Annotated in this window: 19 protein-coding genes and 1 tRNA gene; 4 read left to right on the top strand and 16 right to left on the bottom strand. The window is 62.0% G+C overall.

Annotated features, from left to right (window positions below; all coding sequences use genetic code 11):
- Positions 1 to 22 precede the first annotated feature (22 nt).
- The 6 genes from B0B01_RS00310 to B0B01_RS00285 form a co-directional block, all read right to left on the bottom strand.
- Complete coding sequence (locus tag B0B01_RS00310; RefSeq protein ID WP_076649963.1) at positions 23 to 1990, bottom strand: heme lyase CcmF/NrfE family subunit; 1968 nt, start codon at positions 1988 to 1990, stop codon at positions 23 to 25.
- Between the two features lie 108 nt (positions 1991 to 2098).
- Positions 2099 to 2644: a 3TM-type holin gene (locus tag B0B01_RS00305; RefSeq protein ID WP_076646214.1), complete on the bottom strand. Its 546-nt coding sequence runs from the start codon at positions 2642 to 2644 to the stop codon at positions 2099 to 2101.
- Positions 2635 to 3246, bottom strand: a complete 612-nt coding sequence (locus B0B01_RS00300; protein WP_076646212.1) for a holin-associated N-acetylmuramidase — start codon at positions 3244 to 3246, stop codon at positions 2635 to 2637. Before B0B01_RS00300 ends, B0B01_RS00305 begins: the two co-directional genes overlap by 10 nt.
- Positions 3247 to 3362: 116 nt before the next feature.
- A complete protein-coding gene (ccmE, locus tag B0B01_RS00295) occupies positions 3363 to 3809 on the bottom strand; it encodes a cytochrome c maturation protein CcmE (RefSeq protein ID WP_076646210.1) in 447 nt (148 codons plus the stop codon).
- A 20-nt stretch (positions 3810 to 3829) separates the two neighbouring features.
- Positions 3830 to 4858: an N-acetyl-gamma-glutamyl-phosphate reductase gene (gene argC / locus B0B01_RS00290; protein ID WP_076646208.1), complete on the bottom strand. Its 1029-nt coding sequence runs from the start codon at positions 4856 to 4858 to the stop codon at positions 3830 to 3832.
- An 83-nt stretch (positions 4859 to 4941) separates the two neighbouring features.
- Positions 4942 to 5751, bottom strand: coding sequence for a glutamate racemase (locus B0B01_RS00285; protein WP_076646206.1), 810 nt, complete (start codon positions 5749 to 5751; stop codon positions 4942 to 4944).
- A gap of 326 nt (positions 5752 to 6077) precedes the next feature.
- Here B0B01_RS00285 and B0B01_RS00280 point away from each other — a divergent pair, with 326 nt between their 5' ends.
- Positions 6078 to 6983, top strand: a complete 906-nt coding sequence (locus B0B01_RS00280; RefSeq protein WP_076649962.1) for a LysR family transcriptional regulator — start codon at positions 6078 to 6080, stop codon at positions 6981 to 6983.
- Between the two features lie 290 nt (positions 6984 to 7273).
- Positions 7274 to 7363 (top strand) — tRNA-Ser (locus tag B0B01_RS00275).
- Positions 7364 to 7659: 296 nt separating this feature from the next.
- Here B0B01_RS00275 and B0B01_RS00270 read toward each other — a convergent pair.
- From B0B01_RS00270 to B0B01_RS00225, 9 genes are all read right to left on the bottom strand, one after another.
- Positions 7660 to 9132 carry a class I SAM-dependent DNA methyltransferase gene (locus B0B01_RS00270; protein WP_076646204.1) on the bottom strand — a complete coding sequence of 491 codons (1473 nt, stop codon included), beginning with the start codon at positions 9130 to 9132 and terminating at the stop codon, positions 7660 to 7662.
- Positions 9133 to 9915: 783 nt separating this feature from the next.
- A complete protein-coding gene (locus B0B01_RS00260; protein WP_076646200.1) occupies positions 9916 to 11547 on the bottom strand; it encodes an AAA family ATPase in 1632 nt (543 codons plus the stop codon).
- A complete protein-coding gene (locus tag B0B01_RS00255) occupies positions 11547 to 13337 on the bottom strand; it encodes a restriction endonuclease subunit S (RefSeq protein ID WP_076646198.1) in 1791 nt (596 codons plus the stop codon). The genes B0B01_RS00260 and B0B01_RS00255 overlap by 1 nt, the downstream gene beginning before the upstream one ends.
- Positions 13334 to 16084 (bottom strand): type I restriction endonuclease subunit R, encoded by a 2751-nt coding sequence (locus B0B01_RS00250; RefSeq protein ID WP_076646196.1) that lies wholly within the window; start codon positions 16082 to 16084, stop codon positions 13334 to 13336. The genes B0B01_RS00255 and B0B01_RS00250 overlap by 4 nt, the downstream gene beginning before the upstream one ends.
- A gap of 90 nt (positions 16085 to 16174) precedes the next feature.
- Positions 16175 to 16564: a hypothetical protein gene (locus tag B0B01_RS00245; protein WP_076646194.1), complete on the bottom strand. Its 390-nt coding sequence runs from the start codon at positions 16562 to 16564 to the stop codon at positions 16175 to 16177.
- Complete coding sequence (locus B0B01_RS00240) at positions 16561 to 17886, bottom strand: recombinase family protein (protein WP_076646192.1); 1326 nt, start codon at positions 17884 to 17886, stop codon at positions 16561 to 16563. The genes B0B01_RS00245 and B0B01_RS00240 overlap by 4 nt, the downstream gene beginning before the upstream one ends.
- Positions 17883 to 18338 carry a DUF2924 domain-containing protein gene (locus B0B01_RS00235; RefSeq protein ID WP_076646190.1) on the bottom strand — a complete coding sequence of 152 codons (456 nt, stop codon included), beginning with the start codon at positions 18336 to 18338 and terminating at the stop codon, positions 17883 to 17885. The genes B0B01_RS00240 and B0B01_RS00235 overlap by 4 nt, the downstream gene beginning before the upstream one ends.
- A gap of 753 nt (positions 18339 to 19091) precedes the next feature.
- Positions 19092 to 19397 carry a helix-turn-helix domain-containing protein gene (locus B0B01_RS00230; RefSeq protein WP_076646188.1) on the bottom strand — a complete coding sequence of 102 codons (306 nt, stop codon included), beginning with the start codon at positions 19395 to 19397 and terminating at the stop codon, positions 19092 to 19094.
- Positions 19387 to 20304, bottom strand: coding sequence for a DUF7146 domain-containing protein (locus B0B01_RS00225; RefSeq protein ID WP_076646186.1), 918 nt, complete (start codon positions 20302 to 20304; stop codon positions 19387 to 19389). Before B0B01_RS00225 ends, B0B01_RS00230 begins: the two co-directional genes overlap by 11 nt.
- A 415-nt stretch (positions 20305 to 20719) precedes the next feature.
- Between B0B01_RS00225 and B0B01_RS13330 the strand changes: the two genes are divergently transcribed.
- Together B0B01_RS13330 and B0B01_RS00215 are read left to right on the top strand one after the other, a co-directional pair.
- On the top strand, positions 20720 to 20878 hold the full coding sequence (locus tag B0B01_RS13330; protein ID WP_076646184.1) for a transposase: 159 nt from the start codon (positions 20720 to 20722) through the stop codon (positions 20876 to 20878).
- Positions 20879 to 21383: 505 nt separating this feature from the next.
- On the top strand, positions 21384 to 21848 hold the full coding sequence (locus B0B01_RS00215) for a hypothetical protein (RefSeq protein WP_076646182.1): 465 nt from the start codon (positions 21384 to 21386) through the stop codon (positions 21846 to 21848).
- Positions 21849 to 21881: 33 nt separating this feature from the next.
- Here the strand turns inward: B0B01_RS00215 and B0B01_RS00210 are convergent, their stop codons facing one another.
- Complete coding sequence (locus B0B01_RS00210; protein WP_076646180.1) at positions 21882 to 22787, bottom strand: LysR family transcriptional regulator; 906 nt, start codon at positions 22785 to 22787, stop codon at positions 21882 to 21884.
- Positions 22788 to 22870 lie beyond the last annotated feature (83 nt).

The raw sequence follows: 22870 nt of genomic DNA, 5'->3' as shown, positions 1-22870 counted from the left end.
AGGTTCTGTCCCGTGCCGCGCCTCATTCCGCGGGCACCGCCGCGCGCTCGGTCTTGCGGGCACCGGCTGCCACCCGGAAGCGGCGGTCGGTCAGGCTCAGCGTGCCGCCAAGCGCCATGATCAGCGCCCCGCCCCAGATCCAGTTGGCAAGCGGCTTGATATAGGTGCGCATGGTCCAGGCATCCGCCCCCTGCGCATCGCCGATCACGACATAGACATCGCGCAGAAACCCGCTGTCGATGCCAGCCTCGGTGGTCGGCATGCCCGCAACCGGATAATCGCGCTTTTCGGGGCTGAGCATGGCGACAAGCCGCCCGTCCCGCTCCACCCGGACCCGTCCCATGGTGGTGAAGTAATTCGGCCCCGTGGTGCGCTCCACGTCTTCGAGGGTCAGCGTATAGGCGCCGACCTCGAAGGGCTCGCCCAGGTGGGCGATGCGGATGTCTTCCTCTTCCCAGGCGGTCAGACCGGCGATGGCCATCATCGTGATGCCAAGCCCGGCATGAGCCAGAACCCGCCCCCAATCCGCGCGCGGCAGGCGGAAAAGACGGCCGATCCGGCCGTTGCGGCGCCCGGTGCGCGACCACAAATCGACCAGCGCCCCGAACACGAGCCATGACCCGAGGAACAGCCCCACCGGCCCGAAGGCGCTGCGCCCGGTCTGCATCGCCCAGACCAGCAGTGCGACGGCAAGCGCCAGCAGAAAGGCATGACGCAGCGACCATGCCACCTGCCCGATGCGGCCCCGCTTCCACGGCAGCAGCGCCCCGATCGGCAGGATCAGGCCGAGCACGATCATGAACGGGGTGAAGGCCATGTTGAAGAACGGCGGCCCGACGCTCAGCTTGCGGGAAAAGAACATCTCGGCAACGATCGGCCACATGGTGCCGACAAAGACCACGAAACAGGCCACGGCCAGCAGCACGTTGTTGACCACGAGCGCGCTTTCGCGGCTGACCATCCCGAACACGCCCCGCGCCTGCATGGCATTGGCCCTGAGCGCGAAAAGGAACAGCGCGCCGCCGACGAAGAAGGCGAGGATGAACAGGATGAAGACGCCCCTCGTCGGGTCGGTGGCAAAGGCGTGGACGCTGGTCAGGAGCCCGGAGCGGACGATGAACGTGCCGATCAGCGAGAATCCGAAGGCGAGGATCGCAAGCAGGATGGTCCAGCTTTTCAGCGCCTCGCGCTTTTCCACAACGATCGCGGAATGCAGCAGCGCCGCCGCCAGCAGCCAGGGCATGAAGGACGCGTTCTCGACCGGATCCCAGAACCAGAACCCGCCCCAGCCCAGTTCGTAATAGGCCCAGTAGGATCCGAGCGCGATCCCGAGCGTCAGGAAAATCCAGGCCGCCAGCGTCCAGGGCCGCACCCAGCGCGCCCAGGCGGCATCGACCCGCCCCTCGATCAGTGCCGCCACGGCGAAGGAGAACGCCATGCTGAGCCCGACATAGCCGAGGTAAAGAAACGGCGGATGGAAGGCGAGCCCTGGATCCTGCAGCAGCGGGTTCAGATCCTGGCCGTCAAACGGCGGCACCGCGACGCGCAGAAACGGGTTCGAGGTGAACAGGATGAAGGCCAGGAACACGACGCCGATCGCGGCCTGCACCGACAGCACCCGCGCCCGCAGCTCGGGCGGGAGGTTGCCGCCGAACCAGGCGCCCAACGCGCCGAACAGGGCGACGATCATCACCCAGAACAGCATCGAGCCCTCGTGATTGCCCCAGACGCCGGTGACCTTGTAGAGCATCGGCTTGGCCGAATGGCTGTTGTCGATCACCAGCCTGAGCGAAAAATCCGAGGTGACGAAGGCCCAGACCAGCGCGCCGAAGGAAAAGGCGATCAGCAGGAACTGCAGCGTCGCCGCCGGTTCCGCCATGGCCATCCAGCCCGGCCAGCGCCGGCTGGCGCCGACCATGGGCAGGATCATCTGCGCGATCGCCACCAGAAAGGCGAGGATAAGGGCGAAATGGCCAAGCTCTGTAATCATGGCCCCGTTATATGCCGGAGCCGGCGCGGCTTCCATCGTTTTTCCGCGCCGGCCCCAGATCACATTGTCGCGGGGTCCCCGGAAACCCGGGGCCCGTTCAGGACGGATTCATGCCCCGGTGCGCAGCGCCTGCCAGTCGTCGAGCGCGGGATTGCCGGAGGCGCCCGCCGGCAGCGCCCCGGTCCGGCTTCCCAGATCCTGCAGGCGGTCCAGATCCTCGATCACCTCGGGTGCCTGGGCGATGGTCATGGCCAGATCATGCTGCAACTCGCGCCCGCGGCGGTGATGGCGCATGCCAAGGTAAAGCGACACCACCGCGCCCAGAAGCCACCAGAGCGGCTCGGGCACCTGTTCGAGCCCGGCCATCCGCTCGCTGAACCCGACCGGATCCAGCACCGCCGAGGCGAACATGGCGACGGTCCCGAGCGCAAGGGCCGGCCCCGGGAGGCGCTCGCCCTCTTTCACCAGCCGCCCGAACCGCGTAAGCCGCCCTTTCGCGAGCCCCGCCGCAAGCTGTCGCAGCGCCTCGTCGCGCAAGGCGGTGTCGGCACCGCCCCCGCTCTCCACGGTCGTGCGAATCCGCCCGATCGCGCGTCCCAGGACATTGCCCGGCGCGGCGCCGAGAAGCCCCGCAATCCTGTCGATCACTGCCATGCTGCCGTCCTCCGCGCAAATTCCTCGTCACTCATGTGATAATGGGCCGAGATGAATTCCTCGGCGCGCCGGATCCAGCCGCCCTTGCCGTTCGCGCGGCTGCGGGCGTATTTGCGGCTCGCCGGCCGGCGATCGGCGATGTCGAAGTAATAGTTCCGCCGCGCGATTCCGTAGGCATCCCGCAGCAGGATGTCGTCGGGGCGCGCCGCATCCCGCGCCGCCGCCAGTGTCTGCGGGCCGATAACGCCATCGACCGCCACGCCATATCCCATCGCATTCTGCAAGCGCTGGAGAATCTTCACCGCATTCGTGCCGGCGTTCACATACATGTCGAACATGCTCGGCTGCAGCGCCGCCGGCAGGCCCGACAGGTTCGGACGCTCGAAATAATGGGTGATGAAGATATCCACCGCCTGCGCGCGGTCGAGCGCCTTCACGTCCTTCACATCGACCCGGCCATCGCCGTCAAGGTCGAGCCCGAGGCTGCGCATGGTGTTCAGGGTAACGCCGTAATTGGTCGCGCCGCCCGAGTCGTCCGGGTCGTTGACGAAGCCCCCCTCGCGGGCAACGATCGCCTCGGCGATCTCGCGTATTGTCTGCATGATCCGATCCCTTTGCATCTGCGCGGGGACCATGCGGCGCGGCCGGTTAACGACATGGCGGCGGATCGTGCGTTGCGCGCGCCATCACGCGTTGCGCAAGCCCGGCGGCCGAAGGCTCAGCTTCCGGCCGGTTCCTGGTAGACGCCCTGTTCCTTCAGCGCGTCGATCACCTCTTTCGGCATGTAGGTCTCGTCATGCTTGGCCAGCACGTCGCTGGCGACAAAGACCCCGTCCACATAGCGCCCGGTGCCGATCATGCCCTGGTTCTCGTCGAAGAGATCCGGCAGCACCCCGTTGAAGACCACCGGAATCGTCGCGCCGCCGTCGGTCACCTCGAAGCGGATGGTCTCGCCCCTGCCGCGCTCCAGGCTGCCCTCGACCACCAGCCCGCCGATACGGAACACCTCGGTTTCGGCAGGCGGTTCGGCAAGGATCTGCGTCGGGGCGCGGAACAGGTTGATGCCGTCGCGCATCGCGTAACCGATCAGCCCGGTCGCAAGAACCAACGCCACCGCCGCCATGACGATCACCTGTATACGTCTTTTCTTTTTCAGACTTCGCATCGCGTCCTCACGGAAAACTCTTACGGGAAAAGGGGTGGCATCATCAGCGCCTCGGTTTCTTTTTCGCCCAGCATCAGGTTCGCGTTCTGCAGCGCCTGCCCGCTGCTGCCCTTGGTCAGGTTGTCGAGCGCGACGATAACGATGGCCCGCCCCTCGATCCGGTCGCCGACCACCCCGACATGAACGAAATTCGATCCCCGGACATGATGGGTGCTCGGGGTTTCGCCAAGCGGCAGCACCTGCAGGAAGGGTTCATCCGCATAGGCGGCGCGGAACGCGTCGTGGATCGCCTCTGCCGCGCCCTCGACATAGACCGTGGCAAGGATCCCGCGGTTTGCCGGAACCAGATGCGGCGTGAACTGCACCCGCACCTCGCGGCCGGCGAGCGCCGAGAACTCCTGGTCGAACTCGCCCAGGTGCCGGTGCGTGCCACCGACCGCATAGGCGTTGTAGCCCTCGCTCAGCTCCGCATGCAGCAGATTCTCGCGCAGGCTGCGCCCGGCCCCGCTCACGCCGCATTTCAGGTCCAGAATGATGCGGTCGAGCCCGATCACCCCGGCGCTGATCAGCGGCCGCAGCGCATATTGCCCCGTCGCCGCATTGCAGCCGGTCCCGGCCACAAGGCGCGCGGCGCGGATTTCCTCGCGATAGAACTCGGTCAGTCCGTAGACCGCCTCTTCCTGCTGGTCGAGCGCGGCATGCGGGTTGCCGTACCATTTCCGGTATTCCTTGGGATCGCGCAGACGGAAATCGGCAGACAGGTCGATGATTTTAAGACCGGCGGGCAGATCGCGGATCACTTCCTGGCTGGTCTTGTGCGGCAGCGCGCAGAAGCAGAGATCGACCTGCGCAAAGTCGATCTCCTCGATCCGGGTCAGCCGGGGAAGGTCGAGGTGGCGCAGATGCGGGAACACCTCGGCCATGCTCATGCCCGCCTTGCGCTCACCCGAAAGTGCCGTGATCTCCATGTTCGGATGCAGCGCGATCAGCCGCACAAGCTCCGCGCCGGTATAGCCGCTCGCCCCGAGAACTGCGATCCTGTGAGCCACGTTTCACCTCTTTCTTCCTGTCTACCACCGGCCGGGCCGGCGGTGCTTGACCGATATCAATCGCCTCACGCCGGGCCACGCCGTCATGCCGCCCGGAACCGGATTTCGCGGCGCATGAACCGCGTGGCGCTGTCACTGACCCGGGCCGCATCGCCGGTGGTCAGATACCCGCCCGCGCCCTCGCCCAGCATGCCCGGATGGCGCGAAAGATAATCCGCAAGGCTCTCGGCCACCAGATCCGCCTGGCTGAACAGCCGTACATCGGGCCCGAGCGCGCCCTGAAAGGCATCGCTCAGCAGCGGATAATGGGTGCAGCCGAGCACCGCCGCCTCCGGGGCCGGCATCTTGCGCTTCAGCGCCGCCACATGGCTGCGCACCAGCGCCTCAGCCAGGATCAGGTCGCCGTCCTCGATCGCATCCACGACGCCGCCGCAGGCCTGCGCCTCGACATCGACGCCGATGGCGCGGAAGGCAAGCTCGCGCTGAAAGGCCCGCGTCGCGATCGTCGCCGGCGTCGCAAACAGCGCCACGTTCCTGACCGCCACCTCGCGGGGCGGCGAATTGTCGCCCCAGCGCCGTTCGGTCAGCGCCTCGATCAGCGGCACGAAGACCCCGAGCACGCGCTTGCCCTTCGGCAGCCCGTTTTCCTGCATCCGGCGCAGCGCCGCCGCGCTCGCGGTGTTGCAGGCCAGCACGACCAGGTCGCAACCCCGCTGCCAGAGCGCCCCGACCGCCTGCGAGGTCAGATGATAAAGGTCGTCGGCGCTGCGCACCCCGTAGGGCGCGTTGCGATTGTCGCCAAGGTACAGGAAATCGACCTCCGGCAGGCGCCGCTGCAGCGCCTCGAGCACCGTGAGCCCGCCCAGACCGGAATCGAAGATACCTACCGCCATGTCACCGCTCGTCGCCCTGTCCGCCCGTCCCTGCCCGCCCGTCACGCCGCGGCCGGGAAATCGCCCCCGGCCGCCGCGCCCCTGACATAAGCCGCAATCGCCCGGGAATCCATCCATGTCGTTGCACCGCCGCATTGCTTTCGCTGCGGCTTTGCGGTGTCGCGTAAGGGTGCGGAAAAAAGCGGCAAAAGCCGGCTCATGACGGCTGCATCCGCTGCCGGAGCCGCGATTCTCACGGGATTTTCATTGTCAAACCGCAACTTGTGAACATATATGGAACCATCGCGGACATGCCCGGAAGCCGAAAGGACAAGAATGTGAGCGCCATGGATTGGGACAGGCTCAGAATATTCCATGCCGTTGCCGCGGCCGGAAGCCTGACCCATGCGGGCGAGGTGCTCAACCTGTCGCAATCCGCGGTGAGCCGGCAGATTCGCGCGCTGGAAGAGGCGCTCGGCGTGGCCCTGTTCCGCCGCCACGCCCGGGGTCTCATCCTCACCGAATCCGGCGAGCTTCTGTTCGACGCGTCAAAGGCCATGGCGAAACGGCTCGATGCCGCGACCGCCCGGATCCGCGACAGCGAGGAAGAGGTCATGGGCCAGATCCGCGTGACCACCACCACCGCATTCGGCACGATCTGGCTGGCGCCCCGCCTGCCGCGCCTGTTCGCCAAGTATCCCGATCTCAAGATCGACCTGATCCTGGACGAGCGCGTGCTCGACCTGCCCATGCGCGAGGCCGATGTGGCGATCCGCATGAAAGAGCCGAGCCAGGCCGACCTGATCCGCAAGCGGCTGATGTCGATCCGGATCGCGCTTTTTGCCACCGGCACCTATCTGCGCGAGAACGGGCGCCCGCGCCTGCCCGAGGATCTGACCGAACACCGCCTGATCTGCCAGAACGCGACCTCGGCCCAGGTCAAGGCCGGTGCGGCGCTGGTCCAGCATCTGCGCAGCTTCAATCCTCGCTCGCTGCTGACGGTGAACAGCTATTTCGGGATCCTGCAATCGGCGCTCAATCATCTCGGCGTGGCCGTTCTGCCCGATTACGTGACCGAATATTTCCCCGATCTCGAGCAGGTCCTGCCCGAGACGGAATCCTCCGATGTGCCGGTCTACATGGCCTATCCCGAGGAACTGCGGCAGTCGAAACGCGTCGCCGTGTTCCGGGATTTTGTCCAGAACGAGATAACGATGCAGCGCAAGCACCTGAGGGAACTGGCAAAAACCTAGTCATGCAGGCATCGCATGACAGATATGCCTTTGCACCTGCAGAAAACCCTTGAACCTGCGCAGCACCGCTCCTATCTCACCAGTCGAAGGCCGAGGCCTTCTTACCTCCCTGTTGGACTATGGCCGAGCTTTATGCTCGGCCTTTTTTTGTCCGCTCGCTTCGAACCGCTCCCGCCGCTGCGCAGTCGCGACGGCAGACGCAGGTGCCGGAAGCGGAAGGCCACAAGCACGGGTCCCGCCCGCTCCGGCTTCCCTTGGCAAAACCCGGGCCGCGGTTTACTAACACCCCCGGAGCAGTGGCCGAGTGGTCGAAGGCAACCGACTTGAAATCGGTCGGGCCAGCGATGGTCCCGTGGGTTCGAATCCCACCTGCTCCGCCACTTGCCCTCGCGAAAGCGTTCTCCCGATCCGGCTGCGGCCGGATTTTTCCGTTTTTTTCGAGGGTTATGCGGGTGGGGCTGAGCACCACTCCATGCACCAGGAGGTCCTGAAGCGGTCTCTCAGGGCCGATATTCTCCGGACCTCATGACTGCGCGGGTTTGGTGAATAGCTTGTAAACATCTATAAGATAGCCGTTTTCTGAGGCTGCAGCTGAGCACTTCGATTCCAGTCGCTCGCGCCCGAGATGGAACCGAAGCCTAAAGCTCTCCAAGCCATGTCGCACAGAACGCGGCTCTCACTCAGCAGAAACTGCTTCAAAGCTCGCCAGTGCGGACCGAAGGTTCTCCATGATTTCCTCTGCCAAGACCTCTGGTTCCGGCAGGTTCTCGAGGTCCGTCATCGACGCATCCCGCAGCCAGAACAGGTCGAGGCTCGCTTTGTCGCGGGCCAGAAGTTCTTCCCGGTCGAACGGGCGCCAGCGTCCGTCAGGGCTGTTCTCGCTCCACGTCGGGCTGCGCTCATGCCGGTTCTGTGGATTGTAGCAGGACACAAAATCTTCGAGATGCGCATAGGTCAGGGACTTCTGCTTCAATGTGTGATGCACGTTCGTCCGGTAATCGTAGTACCAGACCTTGGAGGTCTGCGGATCGGGACTGGCGGCGCGGTTGTCGAAGAAGATCACGTTCGCCTTCACGCCCTGCGCATAGAAGATGCCCGTGGGTAGGCGAAGAATGGTGTGCAGATCCGTCGTCTGTAGCAGTTTGCGCCGGATGGTTTCTCCCGCGCCGCCCTCGAACAGGACATTGTCGGGCACGACCACGGCAGCCCGCCCTGTTGTCTTCAGCATGGTCCGGATGTGCTGGACGAAGTTAAGCTGCTTGTTCGACGTGGTCGCCCAGAAATCCTGGCGATTGTAGGTGAGGTCGTCGGTTTCCTGCTCACCTTCCGCGTTGGTGAAGCTCATCGAGCTCTTCTTGCCGAAAGGCGGGTTCGCCAGAACGTAGTCGAAGGTCTCCGACGGCGGCGAGATCAGCGCGTCGGCCGGGGACACCAGCGTGTCACCGGTCATTTCGCCGATCCCGTGCAGGAACATGTTCATCAGGCAAAGGCGCCGGGTCCCTGCGACGATCTCGTTGCCGAAAAAGGTCGAATGCTTCAGGAACGCCTTCTGTTCCTTGTCGAGCGCATAGTTCTTCGGGTCCGTCAGGAAATCATGCGCGGCGAGGAAGAATCCGCCGGTCCCGCAGGCCGGGTCGGCGATGGTCTTGCCGGGCTCGGGGCGGACGCATTCGACCATTGCGCGGATCAAGGCACGCGGCGTGAAATACTGGCCGGCGCCCGATTTCGTATCCTCGGCGTTGCGCTCGAGCAGCCCTTCGTAGATGTCGCCTTTGACGTCGGCGCCGAGCGTCACCCACTTCGTGCCGTCCACCATGTCGATTAGACGGAACAGCTTCGCCGGATCAGTGATCTTGTTTTGCGCCTTGGTGAAGATCTGGCCGAGCATGCCTTTCTGCTCGCCCAACTTCCGCAGCAGCATGACGTAATGCGCTTCCAGCTCTGCTCCGCGGCGCGAGGTCAGGCTGGTCCAGTCGTACCCCTCCGGGATCCCTACATCGCGGTTGTAGGGGGGCTTGGCGTATTCGTCCGCCATCTTGAGGAAGATGAGGTAGGTTAGTTGCTCCAAGTAGTCGCCGTAGCCCACGCCGTCGTCACGCAGCGTGGTGCAGAAACTCCAGACCTTGGAGACAATCGGTGAAGTGTTCATTTTTGCCCTACGCCGTCGTCAAAACTGCTTCGATCAGTGGGTTTTCTCGGTACCAATTCAGAACCCTTCTGGCGAACACCGAATAGGTTGATTGTGGTTGGATTGCCCGATGAAGATCCGAAATTGCATCATCGAGCCGTATCCTCGCGTCAAGATTTCCGGCAGTGTAGCTTTCATGGGCGTCGCACGCAGCCTTTATCTTTTCCTCCAATATAATTGCATGCTTCCTCCGTTCTTCAACGAAGGCCGTGTGATTCAGATGATATGCATTGATTGAAACCTTGCCGCGTTCAAACCGTCTATCTCCCTCGTCTGCGTAAGCTGGCACTGCTCGGCCATCCGAGGAAAAGTCGATTTCTAAAGGATCGCCCGCTCGACATGGATCAATGAGCTTTGGCTGCTCATAGCATTCTTCTGCGCAACAAGTCGCCCTTGGGGCTCCATCAAATAAGGGGAACTGGTTTCCTTTTCCTCCGGTCTTCCCAGTCTCTTTGTCCTTGCGAAGACTGTTGCAGAACGTACAGGCAAACCGAAAGTTCGAAAACCTGAACGCAGACCACGGATAGACGGATTTCGGTCGGAAGTGATCCACGGCTCCGTCGGACCGTAAGTCTTTGGACTCACAGTAAAAGCACTTTTCGTAAGAAGCTGCCTTGAGGTGATCCTTGCAGTCGCGCCATACGCTTGAGTGATCATCAATTCTCTCGGGCCCGTCCGCAAGCGCGGCAGCTGCGCGCTCTTCAAAGGCATCAGGCCTACCGGTAAACGCTAGATCAATGTATCTCACTGATCCGACTTTCCCGACGATCTCGTTAAAGCGCCTTCCACGAGTTTCCGGGCCTCATCTGGATCAAGACTTTTCGTTTTTTGACCTGTGTCGGACGCCGCTAGTGCTGTGCGTTCCGCACGCGCACGAAGATACTCTGTATAAACTGGATCTCGCATCTGGTAGTGAAATCCAAATGATTCGAGCTTGTTTGTTGCGTTTAAGAGTTCGTCTTTCTCTTGCTTGGTTAGGCGGTCTTTTGCAGAGAGTGTACGCTGAATTTCCAGCAGTTTCTGTGTCGTAGTGTCCACTGCCGCGTTCAGGTCAAACATCTCACTCGTTACCACCCCGGCATACCCCATACCCATCGGATCCACGCTTGGTTCTTCTGCAGAAATGTTGAGCGTTTCGTCATCACGCTTCAAGATCTGTACTTGTTCCTTCAGAAGCTCAGCAACTGCAATCGGGTTATGCGTGGCCAGAAGGACATGGCTGGACTGAGTATTGTCGTTGTCGTCCTTGAGAAAATCTCGAATATGCTGGATGTACTCGACGCTCCAGCGCGGGTTGAGATGGGTATCGGGCTCGTCCAGCAGGAAAAGGCTTTCCTCGGCGGCGGTGAACTGCAGCAGGCCCAGAACCGTTAGTAGCTGTTGCTCCCCTTCGCTCAACTCGCGGAAAGTTACCGATCCATCATTCTTCTTCAGTTTGACCCTGATCCGCACTTCGTCAATCAGATCGGAGACGTGCGTGCTTTCCAGGTCGCGGAAAAATTCGGCCGACGTCTTTCCCTTCGCCAGTTCTCGTAGAGCGTCAATGTCCTTGGCGTAAAGATATAGATACTCGAGAGTCCTCGATCGCCGAACATCATACAACTCGCGGCGCTTAATTCTGATCGGAGCAAGCGAGATCTCATAAAGCTTGGCGAGAAAGTCGCGGACGATCCCTTTCGAATTCCAGAATCTCTGATCACCACCTGACGCGCTCTTGCTGTACCAATAGGGCTGCTTGAGGACGAACAGAACAGATTCAATGCCACCTTCCTCCAGGCCGAGCTGTCTTTGCAGGAACAAGTTGGTCTGCTCTTTATTGTTCACGATGAACGACAACAGCACGAAGTTGCTGTGCACGGGCTCAGCGAAGAACATGCGTTTCAGTCCAGGGTCATTGTTTTTGATTAGTTTGTCATCGTAGTTCTTCAGATAGGCGCGGAACACCTCCTTCATCCGCTCGCTTTCACCCGAATAATAGCCGAACAGGAATCGCGGCAGATGCTCCGAGTCCTCACCGATGAGTTTGGTCCTGCTGATCGATTCTCCTTCGAGATCATCGAAAGACGCGCCCACAGGATAAGGTACAGGGTGCGTTTTCTTGCTGATGGTCTTTGCCCGATAGGCATCTCTGCGCTCGGGGTCAGCGTCGATAAAAACCCAACGGTCCTGGATTTCATAGGCGACGTTATACTTGAGTGATGGCACACGCTCCGACATCAAGAGGTCGCGAAAGATGACCGTCAGGGCTTCCAGCACATTGGACTTGCCGGTACCGTTCCGGCCGATCAGGACGGTAATCAGGTGGTCCTGAGAGAAATCAATCGTCAGGTCCCTGAGGTTCTTGTACTCGTCCACCCAAAGCCAATCGATGCGCATCAGCTCACCTCGGCCGTCGCAAGACGCAACCAATCTTCGTCACCACGCCTTTCGACTTCGATGGCACCGTCTTCGACAAAGTCCTTGAGTTGGCGGTAGAACGCCTCGACATCGTCTGATGTCGAGCCATCGCCGATCCCCAACGCCTGCGCCGCCTTCGCGGCCGATATCCAGCTTTTCTGCTTTTCGAGCACTTCGATCAGGTCAGTCAAGGTCGGCCTCCTTGCCTTGGGTGTGCGGGGTGGCACAGATTTTCTGTCGCGTTTGGCTTGGTCTCTTTCTGTCTTCTCAGCCTTGATCCGTTCCAGTAGGGCCGAGGCGGGTTCGTCATCGGGGTCCTGGGGGACGAGCTGGCCGGAGAATGCTTTTTTCAGGATGGATTGGCGCAGGGCGTCGGCGCGGGTGAGGGCAGCATCGATCTCGGCTTCGAGCACGGCGGCGGCTTCTAGTTTTTCGTCGAGCAGGCGGACGATTTCGGCTTGCTCAGCGGGCGAGCAGTAAGGCACGGGCAACGCCTTCAAAACCGTTTTGTTAATGGAAGCGAGGTTCGTTGTCTGCTTTCCGCCTTTCTCGAAATAATCGCGCCCGAAACTGTTGCCCCAATGAGAGATGAATTGTGACCAAGTCAGGTCATGCCGGAAAGGCGAAGCGCGGAAGACGTGGTTTTGCGTGATGCAGTTCGGGACCTGGTTTTCCCATACCCATCCGCGCCCAAGTTTGTCGCGATCACCACCCTCGTTGAACAAGACATCCCAAGTGGCCAGCCCAAGAGCGTCAGCCTGTGATCGCTCTATCTTCATTGTCTTGATTTCGTCCAGGTCGAGAAAGCCTCGTTGAACGTTTGCGACGCGTAGATATGGGACCTCGACTGGATCATCCAGCTTGCGGGATTTGCTGACGGACATTCCTGAGCCTATGGCGGCGATGTCGTTCAGTCTCAGAAAAATCCATTCCTCTGGGATTTCAGGAAGTAAGCCAAGCTCTTCCGCTGTAAGCGGATCGGACTGCTTGTAAACTTCAGGCCGTCTTGGCTTCGGGCCCTTTGAGCCAGCTGCCTTCCAGCCTTCTACGACCTCCGACCATTCATCAAATGCAGTCCTGTGCCATTTGTCCCGTTCATACTCTGCGCGCTCCAAGAGCGTGGCTGGCGCTTCCAGCTTGCCGGCGTTCTGCGCGCGCCAGTCGGCGGTGAGGCGGCCTTCGAAGGCGGATTTCAGCAGGGACTGGCGGTAGAGGCCGAGGGTGGCGCGCGCCGTTTGCAGGCTTTCGACCCCCTTGTCGATCTCGTCGAACATCGCCTCGATCTTCGCCACGATGCGGCGTTGTTCGTTGGTGGGTGGAAGTTCAAGGGGCTGCGACCTCACCTGTTCTTCCTTAACGGCAGGGTAGCTTACACCGTACTGCTCGCCAGTAAGGGCGCTGACGAAATCATGCGAAATTGCTTTGAAGAAAATGTACTTGGGATCAATACCCGTCGCGCCGCGGAGCACAGCGAAACCCGTGGACGCGATCTCGCCCTCATGCTTGGCGTCGACCGCTGCGATCTTCCTAAGATAGGGGCGTACTGTCGAAAACAGCACATCTCCGACAGCGATTTTCTGGCGTGCGCGTGACGGGGCCTCCGATAGTTGCAGGCGTTTCGGTTCGGTTATGCGGTTCGTCTGATTGTCGATGCTGGAAATATCGACGTACCAGATCTCGCGATCCGGCTCGTGTTTGCCCGTCATTTCGACAGGTGCCAAGACGTCCCCGATTGCGCAGAGAGCCCAAGTAGATGGTAATTCCGTCATGCCGAGAGCGCCTCATTCATCTCGGTCATGATGTCGTCCATGCCGTCGCCAAACAGCGCATACATCTGCCCCATGCCGCCCTTGCCGTCGAACGGAGCCATCTCCAGATCGTCGCGCTCGATGGTGAAGGAGGTGGCGAGGTGGTCGCGGACCATGCGCAGCCAGTCCATCTGTTCTTCGGTGAATTTCTCGCCCGCGCCGGAATGGCGGTTCAGGATCCAATTCTGGAAGTTGCGCCGCACCCGCTCGGAATGGCGGGTCAGCGTATCGTCGAGCCCGGTGACCCGGCGGATCAGCGCCACGAGCGCGGTCAGGTCGCTGGCGGGATTGCTGCCCTTGTAGTCGTCAAGATGCGCATAGGCGCGCCAGACGGTGAGCGGTGCGAGGCGCGGGCGATCCTCGGTCAGCTTCTTCAGCACGTCCTTGATCATGGCGTAAGTGACCTCGGATCGGCGGGCGGGAGTGTTGAAATAGATCGACAGTGCCTCGATCTCATCCCGGTTCTCGGTCAGATATTCCTCGAACTCCTGCGCGATCTGCTTGGCGTTCTCGGCAACATCGCCCGCCCATTCGGCCCGCAGAAGCGTGTCGAGGTTATCATGGTCGATCGTCTGTTCGTTGTCGCGGCGGATCGCCTCCATCATGTTGATGAGGGGACCTGTGAAAACGTTGGCGGCCTTTTTAATCCGCTCCTCTCGCGCGGCCTGCATGGCGGTATCGTCGGGCTCAGGGTGGCCTGCTGCCTTGGCATCCGCCTCCACTTTGTCCGGGTCGATGGCGTCGAAAAGGTCTCGCACGATGGCGGTGAGGGGCTTGCCGGCCTCGGCTGTGATTTTCTCCTGATCCTCGGCGCCGAGCTTGTTGTCGAGCCGCGAGAGGCGGGCGGCGAGCGAGCTTACGGTTTCCTCTGAGCGGTCGCCCATCATCAAACCCATGGCGAGGTCCTTGAAAGGGATCGAGGGCTTGGTGTCGAGCGGCTGGCTCGCGGTTTTTAGGGATTTGGTCACGCCGACGGCATCGACAATGACGTAATGGGTCTTGGCCTGGGCGGAGGGCGAGACCTTTTTCAGCTCATCGGGTTTCAGGACACGGGTGCCGCGGCCCTTCATCTGCTCGAAGTAGTTCTTCGACTTCACGTCACGCATGAAGATCAGGCATTCGAGCGGTTTGACGTCGGTGCCAGTGGCGATCATGTCTACAGTCACGGCGATGCGCGGGTAGTAGTCGTTGCGGAAAGCCGACAGCGAGGATTTCGGGTTCTTGGCCCCGTTGGTGATCTTGCGGCAGAAGTCGTTGCCCTCGCCGAACTCCTGCCGGACGGTCTGGATGATGTCGTCGGCGTGGCTGTCGGTCTTGGCGAAGATCAGGGTTTTCGGCAGTTCCTTGCGGCCGGGGAATATCTCGGGCCACTTGTCGCGGAATGTGCGGATGACGGTGCGGATCTGGTCGGGGTTTACGACGGAACGGTCGAGCTGGGTCGCGGCGTAGGCCTGTTCGTCATCCTGCGTTTCCCAGCGTCGCGCCCGGGTCTCGCGTTCGCGTTTCTCGACAAGTTGCTCCGCCTTCAGCGTCTCGCCACCCTGGCTGATCTCGGTCTCGATCAGGTAGATTTCGTTGCCGACGTTGACCTTGTCGGCGACGGCTTTTTCATGGTTGTATTCGCTGACCACGTTCTTTTGGAAGAACCCGTACGTGCGGTTGTCGGGCGTGGCGGTCAGGCCGATGAGGTAGGCGTCGAAATACTCGATGACCTGCCGCCACAGGTTGTAGATGGAGCGGTGGCATTCATCGATGACGACTACATCAAAATATTCCGGCGGCAGTTTGGCATTGTAGACGACCGGCAGAGGTTCCTTGCGGCGCCATTTTTGCTCGGCCGGGTTTTCGTCCTCCGCGCCTTCGTTCAGTTCCTCGCCCTTGAGCGTGGCGTACATGCGCTGGATCGTCGAGATGACGACCTGGCTGTCGTTCGCGATGGAGGGCGACGTGAGGCGCTGGACGTTGTAGAGCTCGGTGAACTTGCGGTTGTCGTCGTTCGGGATGAAGGCCATGAACTCCTGTTCGGCCTGCTCGCCCAGGTTCTTGGTGTCGACGAGGAACAGGATGCGGCGAGCCCCGGCATGTTTGAGTAGCCTGTAGACTTGCGTGATCGCCGTGAAGGTCTTACCCGACCCCGTGGCCATCTGGACGAGGGCGCGGGGCTTGTCGGATTTGAGCGAGGTTTCGAGGTTCGTGATCGCCTTGATCTGGCAGTCACGCAGACCATTCGGGTTGAGGGCCGGTAGATCTGCGATGCCCGCCCGCAGGCTCTTCGGCGCCTGTGCCCAGGACTTGAGTGTTTCGGGGCGGTGGAAGGTGAAGACTTCGCGCGACCTTGGGTTGGGATCGCGGGCATTGGTAAAGCGGGTGACCTGGCCTGTGCTCTCGTAGAGAAACGGGAGCGGTTCGGCATTGTTGATCCATTTCAGCTTGGCGTTGGCGTAGCCCTCAGATTGCTCCTCGACGGAGGTCAGGCGGACCCCCCAATTGTCGGGCTTGGCTTCGACCACGCCGACCGCGTGCCTATCGGCGAAGAGGACGTAGTCGGCGGGTCCGATGTCTGTCTGGTACTCGCGCACGGCCACGCCAAGCCCGGCATTGAAATCGAGCGCGTCCTTGTCCTGAACACGCCAACCGGACGCCCGCAGGCGTTCATCGATCCGGTCCCGGGCGAGCTGCTCGGGGGTTTGGTTGACCGCTGGTGGCACGCACTAAGCCTTGAAAAATCTCATCTTCTGCGAGAATGCTTCTAGCGCAAAAGAAATGCAAACACCTCTCGTTTGTAGAGAGGAGTAGTCCTAGGCTGGCATGCCGCGTGCGATTTGAGACGACCACTCCACCGGAAACGGTTCCAGCAACCGCGCCAGTGTGACCTCCGGCCACTGCTTGCCCTCCAGGATCGCCTCGACAATGTTGGGCGCGAGCAGGGTCAGGCGCAGGATGCGGGTCAGGTAGGAGGGCGCGATGCCCTCGCGCTCGGCCAGTTCGGCGATGGTGGCGAACTCGCCCGACTCCAGCATCCTCTTCCAGCGGAACGCACGCGCCAGTGCCTTGACCAACGTGTTGTCGGTCTTGCGTGTCTGGCTGGCTCCTTCGGGCAGCTGCATCTCCTTTCGCCCGCCGCGCTTCACGACGCGGAACGGGACGTGGAGCGTGACCGTCTCTGGGATGGGAGCCCCGCGGGTCATGCGGCTTCTCCGATACCGCCGGCCATCATCTCGCGCGCGAGGCTGCCGAGTCCGTCGACGCGGAGCCGGACGTTCAGCCCGTCGGTGCCGATATCTATGCGCTCAACCAGCAGCGCCACGATGCGCGCCTGCTCGGCGGGGAACAACTCGTCCCACAGCGGGTCCAGCTGTTGCAGGGCGGTGCGGGCGTCTGCCTCGGTGATGTCGTCGTCCTGCACTTTCGCCGCCTTCCACGTCCCCGCCACGATCTCGGGCTGGCGGAAGACGGCGCGTAGCTGGTCGATGACCGCGGCCTCGATCTCGCCCGCGGGCACGCGGCCCACCGGGCATGATCCGGCGCCGTGCTTCAGCACCGTCTGGCTGACGTAGTAGCGGTAGAGTTTGCCGCCCTTGCGAGTATGGGTATGCGAGAAGGCGGCGCCATCGGGACCGAAGAGAAGCCCCTTCAGCAGCGCGGGAGTGTCGGCCCGGGTCCGGGCAGCCCTCTTGCGTGGGCTCTCCTGCAGGATGGCGTGAACCTTGTCCCAAGTCTCGCGGTCGATGATCGCGTCGTGTTCGCCGGGATAGCTGTTGCCCTTGTGGACTGACTCGCCAAGGTAGGCGCGGTTGCTGATCATGCGGTATAGATACTTCTTGTCGATCCGATTGCCGCGCGGTGTGCGGATGCCACGCGCGCCGACCTCCCGTGCCAGTTCGGTCGCCGAGCCGATCTCGAGGAACCGGGCGAAGATCCAGCGCACATGCGTGGCGCGCTCGTCATCGATGACCAGCTTGCGGTTCTCGACGCGGTAACCATAGGGCGGCACTCCGCCCATCCACATCCCCTTCTTGCGGCTGGCGGCGACCTTGTCGCGGATCCGCTCGGCCGTCACCTCGCGCTCGAACTGGGCGAAGGACAGCAGGATGTTCAGCGTCAGCCGTCCCATGGAGGTCGTCGTGTTGAACGACTGCGTGACCGAGACGAAGGTGACGCCGTTCCGGTCGAACACCTCGACCAGCTTGGCGAAGTCGGCCAGCGAGCGGCTGAGCCGGTCGATCTTGTAGACCACCACTACATCGACCAGCCCGTCCTCGATGTCTTCCAGCAGCCGCTTGAGACCGGGGCGTTCCAGCGTGCCGCCGGAGATGCCGCCGTCGTCATATTGATCGCGAACCAGTACCCACCCCTCGGAGCGCTGGCTGGCGATGTACGCCTCGCAGGCCTCGCGCTGGGCGTGGAGCGAGTTGAATTCCTGCTCCAGCCCTTCCTCGGAGGATTTGCGGGTGTAGACCGCGCAGCGCAGCTTGCGGACGGGTTTCGATTTTTCCGGCGGCTTCGTCATGTCCGCCCCCTGTGGTTCTTGAGGCCGAAGAAGACCCAGCCGTTCCAGCGGGTGCCGGTGATGGCGCGGGCGATGGCGGACAGCGACTTGTACGGCCGCCCCTGCCATTCGAAGCCGTCGGCCGTGACGGTGACGATCTGCTCGACGCCCTGCCATTCGCGCAAGAGGCGCGTGCCGGTGATCGGGCGGTCGCGGTCGAGACGCATGCCGCGCTTCTTCTTGTCGCCGCCGTCCAGTTCCTCGCCCAGCCGTTCCAGCCGCCGGATCGTCTCCGGTTTCAGCCCGCCATAGGTCAGTTCCTGGATACGGTAGGCCAGGCGGTTCTCGAGGTAGCGGCGGTTGAACGGGGGCGGCTCGCTGTCGAACAGATCGCGCCACTGCTGCTTGAGATCGGCAATCGAGATGGTCTTGAGCGCGGCCAGGCGCGCAGGAATGGTGTCGGGCATCGTCATGCGGGTCTCCTGTGATCGTCACGATGACGTCCGCATGGTTCCGCGCGAATGTGTAGTCGAAAGTTCTCCTCTACCGAATTGTTTTCACTCTGTTTTGTTCCTCTTGATCGAAGGCGCAGCAGTCCAGCCGCCAATAGTTCGCAAAGCGCCCGTCTGCGCTCGAGGGACGACATGAGCTTCGGTGGCAGTGGATTGGGACCAGCCTTCAACATGGGAACAGCCCATCGCGACCTGGCACTGCGTACCCATTGCCGGAACGAGGTGCGTACCCTGCGAACCCAAAGGTGCGAACCCGGGGTGCGAACCCGGAATAATGCCCTGACGCTAGCGCGCTCGCGGGCAAAGGCCACCCGTATACGCAAGCCGAGCGGAAGGACCCGAAGCGAGGGAGGGGGTAGAACAGGCAGGTTCCGTCCGTTCCGATCATCGTGAGACCGTATGGCCTTTCATGCGCGAGCAGAATTCCGTGAAAGAAAAAGGCATGATGGTGGCCGCCGCTGCTGCACGTGGCGAGGCTGGTGTGTTTGCTGCCCTTTCCAAGCACGTCGTCTTGTGATGGGATGCAAGCCTGCCGCGCAGCCCGAAAGGCCCGATGCCGTGTCGGCTCCTTTGCCTTCAGAGTGTTTTCTTTTTCACGGTCTGGTTCTTTTCCTGGTTCCCTTCCTGGTTTGTTTCTCATGAGTAACACGGGGATATTGTCGGAGATGCCATGGAGGGCTGTCGCTGCTGCGACAGGGGTGAAGCACGAGATCGTCATGTTTCGTGCTCCGCCCTCGTCGAAACCGGCTGATCCGGGAAGCTGTATTGTGTCGAAAGGGTGGCGCCGGTGCGGACATTGTAGCGTCGCTTCCGTTTGATGAGACCGCGCTGCTCGAGGACACGAAGATGCCGATTGAGCGTCGAGACCGAGATCCCGCAGGCGCGCGCCAGGGTCGCCTGACTGGGGTGGCATTTCCCGGTCTTCGTGTTCCGGAATTTCGCCGTCATGGCCAGAACGAGTTTGGTTGTCGGCAGCAAGCCTTCGCAACCCAACGCCCGATCCACGGTTTCATAGCTCATGGTGGGGGTTCCTTTTTGCACTCTGCCGAGCCCGCTCCCTCAAGGTCAGGACATCGTTCCAGTCCATGCCGTCTGGCGCCGGCTTCATTTCAACGACCCATCCGAGGCCGATGGCGCGAGATGAAAGCCCATGTCCTGCTGCTCGGCCGGCCGCGTCGCCGTCGGTTGCAATGATCAGGCGGCCCGGGGGCTCTGGAAGTCGCACGGCTTTCATGTTGGCCGCGGTGAGCGTTGCCCAGATGGTTGCGTCGCGTTCGACGAGGCTACTGGCGAGCGAAAGTCCCGTCTCGATGCCTTCAGCAACGACAAGGAGACCGGAGCCGGACCTCAAGAGGACATGCCCACCGGCGGATGGCCCGAGCATCATCTTCTGCTGCCCCCCGGGGAACGCCATCTTGCCCGATCCGTCGGGCTCGAGATAGGTCCGGATCACCGCAAACCTCGAGCTGCAATCAATCCGCGCGACCATCGCCGGCAAGTGCTGGCGACTGGGGCCATGCCAAGCATTCGAACAGAAGCGCAGAGTGTCCGGCAATTGAGCCGAGATCTTTCGGCTGTCGCGCAGATAGGTCTCGACCGGCGTACCGGTGATCGGTATGCTCTTGGTCCACAGCTTCTTGGCTGCGATGGATTTTTCCAGTTCGCTTTGGGGTACCTGCTCCTGAACCGATCTTGGTGCTGCGTTATAGCCGCTCCGTTTTAGGGGGACCCCGGCCGCCTCGAGGATTTCGATAAAGTCGCAGTCCGATTTCTTGCAGTTTGCGAGGAGCCTGTTGTGGCCATCGCGCAGTGTCAGTGCTGTCTGGTCCTTGCGGCGTTCAGCCTGGCAGACAGGGCACGGTGCGGTTCCATAGTTGGTGTGCCATTTGCCGCCCAATGCCTCGGTCAGTTTCCTTGCTTTGCTCATGCCACAAACTCCCTGCTCCAGACGGTGCAAAAGGTCGGGCGGCACTCCAGGACGCGGTGTACAGCCGCTCCCGCACGTCGAATGAAAACTGGCACCCCGGTGGGCCACTTCAGTTTGATCTCGCTCATATTCTGCTCCTTTGCTGAGTCGAGCAGTAATGAGCACCAGCAATCCGGATGGCAGCGAGGCGCGAGGTGGCGCGGGACCGGAGTGCCCCCTGCCAGTCTCCTTTTGTTCCCGGTTCCATGCAGCCGCAGGCGACCGTTGTCTCTCCCCGAAAACTATCGTTTCACTTGGCTACATCCCCAAAAAGCATAATGAAATAGATGCAGGAGAACCGGCATTTGAGATACTCCCCGTGCTCCTCCCCCACTTGAGTGGTCCGCCGTTATGATTCGGAAACGGATAATCGAGAATGGCAAACAAGCGGGTGAGGCCGGACGAGATTGTGTCGAAGTTGCGGCAGGTTGAGGTTTTGATAGGTCAAGGTCTGTCGCGCCTTGATGCAAACAGGCGGATCGGAGTCGTCGAGCAGACCTATTACCGCTTCGATTTCCGCAAGGGTGGCGCCTGACAGTTGTGGGTGGCGGGCAGCGTCGGCAACGCGCCTTTCCTGGCCTAGGCCGACAGCCTCCGCGCGGAAGTTCCCCACCATATCCACTTTGTCTACTGCACCCGCCGCTCCGAGGGCGCGATCGCGCTGGTGGTCTTGCAAGCCGCCGCCGCGTGCAACCCGCATTTCAGCTTCGAGTTTGTAGCGATAGCGCGCGATGGTCGGCTGACGGCTGAACACCTAATCCGCTCGGCGCTGTTCGCGCCAGGCAGCGGCGATCTATGGTTCTGCGGTCCTGCCGGGCTGCGGCGCACGCTGCTTGGTGGCATTGCCCGTCTCGGCCAGAGTCCGCGCCGGGTCCGCTACGAGCACTTCGAGTTTGCCTGAGAACCTGTTCGTTTGCGCAAAGCTCCCTTGCGGGTTTGATGAATTCCTGTGCGCAAGCGGACATTCTATCTTCATCACATGTTCCGTGGCGTTCATCCCTCGCGCCTCGGATCATACCAGACCAACACAGGAGATAACGATGAAAACCCTCCAGACGCTTACCGCCCTTGCCGTGACACTTGCCTTGACCTCGCCGGGGCTTGCCCTTGCGCAAGCCGCCTCGCACGATCATGGCGCGTCCTCGGTAGAGATGACGCTGAACGACGGCGCCAAGTGGCAAGGCGACCAGAACATGCTGACGGGGATGAACGCGATCCACGACACCATGACCGCCAATCTGGACGCGATCCACGCCGGCAGCCTGCCGGCAGAGGCCAGCGCCACCATGGCCGCCGATGTCCAGAAGCAGGTCGATTTCATGGTCGAGAACTGCGTGCTGGAGCCCGAGGTGGATGAGCAGTTCCACATCGTCCTTGGCGAGGTGATGAATGGCGTCTCTGCGCTGGAGGCGGGTGAGGTCGAACACGGCGCCGTCAGCATCGTTCAGGCATTGAATGCCTATGGCGAGCATTTCGAGCACCCGGGCTGGCAGATGATCGACTGACGCCACGGGCGCAGGCATGGGCCGGCGCGGGCGTCACGCCTGCGCCGGCCTTGTCTTGCACGGGCAGCGCCCCTCCAGCAGGTCGGCATCGGCCGCCAGGGCCGTTGCCATGAAGTCCAGAAACAGGCGGATACGCGCAGTTTGGCGCAGATCCTCGTGAATCAGCAACCACAGGTCCAGCATGAAGTCCTCGGGCAGCGCGGCGGCGCGGATCAGGCTGGAGTCGCAATCGGCGATCACGCAAGGCAAGGCGGCAAGTCCGATCCCCGCCTTCGCACCGGCATGGGCGGCGATGATCGAGTTTGTCCGGTAAACCTGTCGCGCATCCGGCCACCAGCGGGCCAGATTGCGGCTGAGCGGGCCATGCGCAGAGCCATAGCCGATCCAGTCACCCTCGGCAGGATCGCCCAGCGGCCGGTCCGCCGCACCATAGGCGGCAAAGACCAACCGCCCGACCCGCCGCCCGATCAGCGTCTCCTGTCCCGGATTGCCGATGCGCAGGGCCACGTCCGCCTCGCGCCGAGTCAGGTCCAGCACCGTATCCGCCACCACCACCTCGATCTCGATCTCGGGCCATTCGGCGCGGAAGGCGGCGACATGGCGGGGCAGCACACCCACCGCCAGCAGGTCGGTCGTGGTGATGCGGATCGTCCCAGTGGGCCGCTGGTCCTGACCGGTAACCTTCAGCGCCAGCGCGGTGATTTCTTCCTCGATGCGGATGACGGAATCGCGCATCTCCTCGCCAGCCTGGGTCAGAGCATAGCCACCGGGCAGCCGGTCGAACAGCCGCACCCGCAACCGCGCCTCGAACGCGCCGATGCGGCGAAAGACGGTGGAATGAGTAACGCCAAGGCTGCGCGCCGCCCCTGAAAGCGATCCCGCCCGCGCCACGGCCAGAAACAACCGCAGATCGTCCCAATCCTGCGACTGTGCATTCATGCAATAGTTCCTTGCTTGGATTGCCAATCCTGATCCTGAAAAGACAGCATATCTTGAAGGAAGGAGCAATGACCGCCATCCGG

This window comes from Pontibaca methylaminivorans, from assembly GCF_900156525.1.
In the GTDB taxonomy this organism is placed as follows: domain Bacteria; phylum Pseudomonadota; class Alphaproteobacteria; order Rhodobacterales; family Rhodobacteraceae; genus Pontibaca; species Pontibaca methylaminivorans.
The sequence above is the reverse complement of the archived record's forward strand: the minus strand, read 5'-3'. Positions and strand labels throughout refer to the sequence as shown.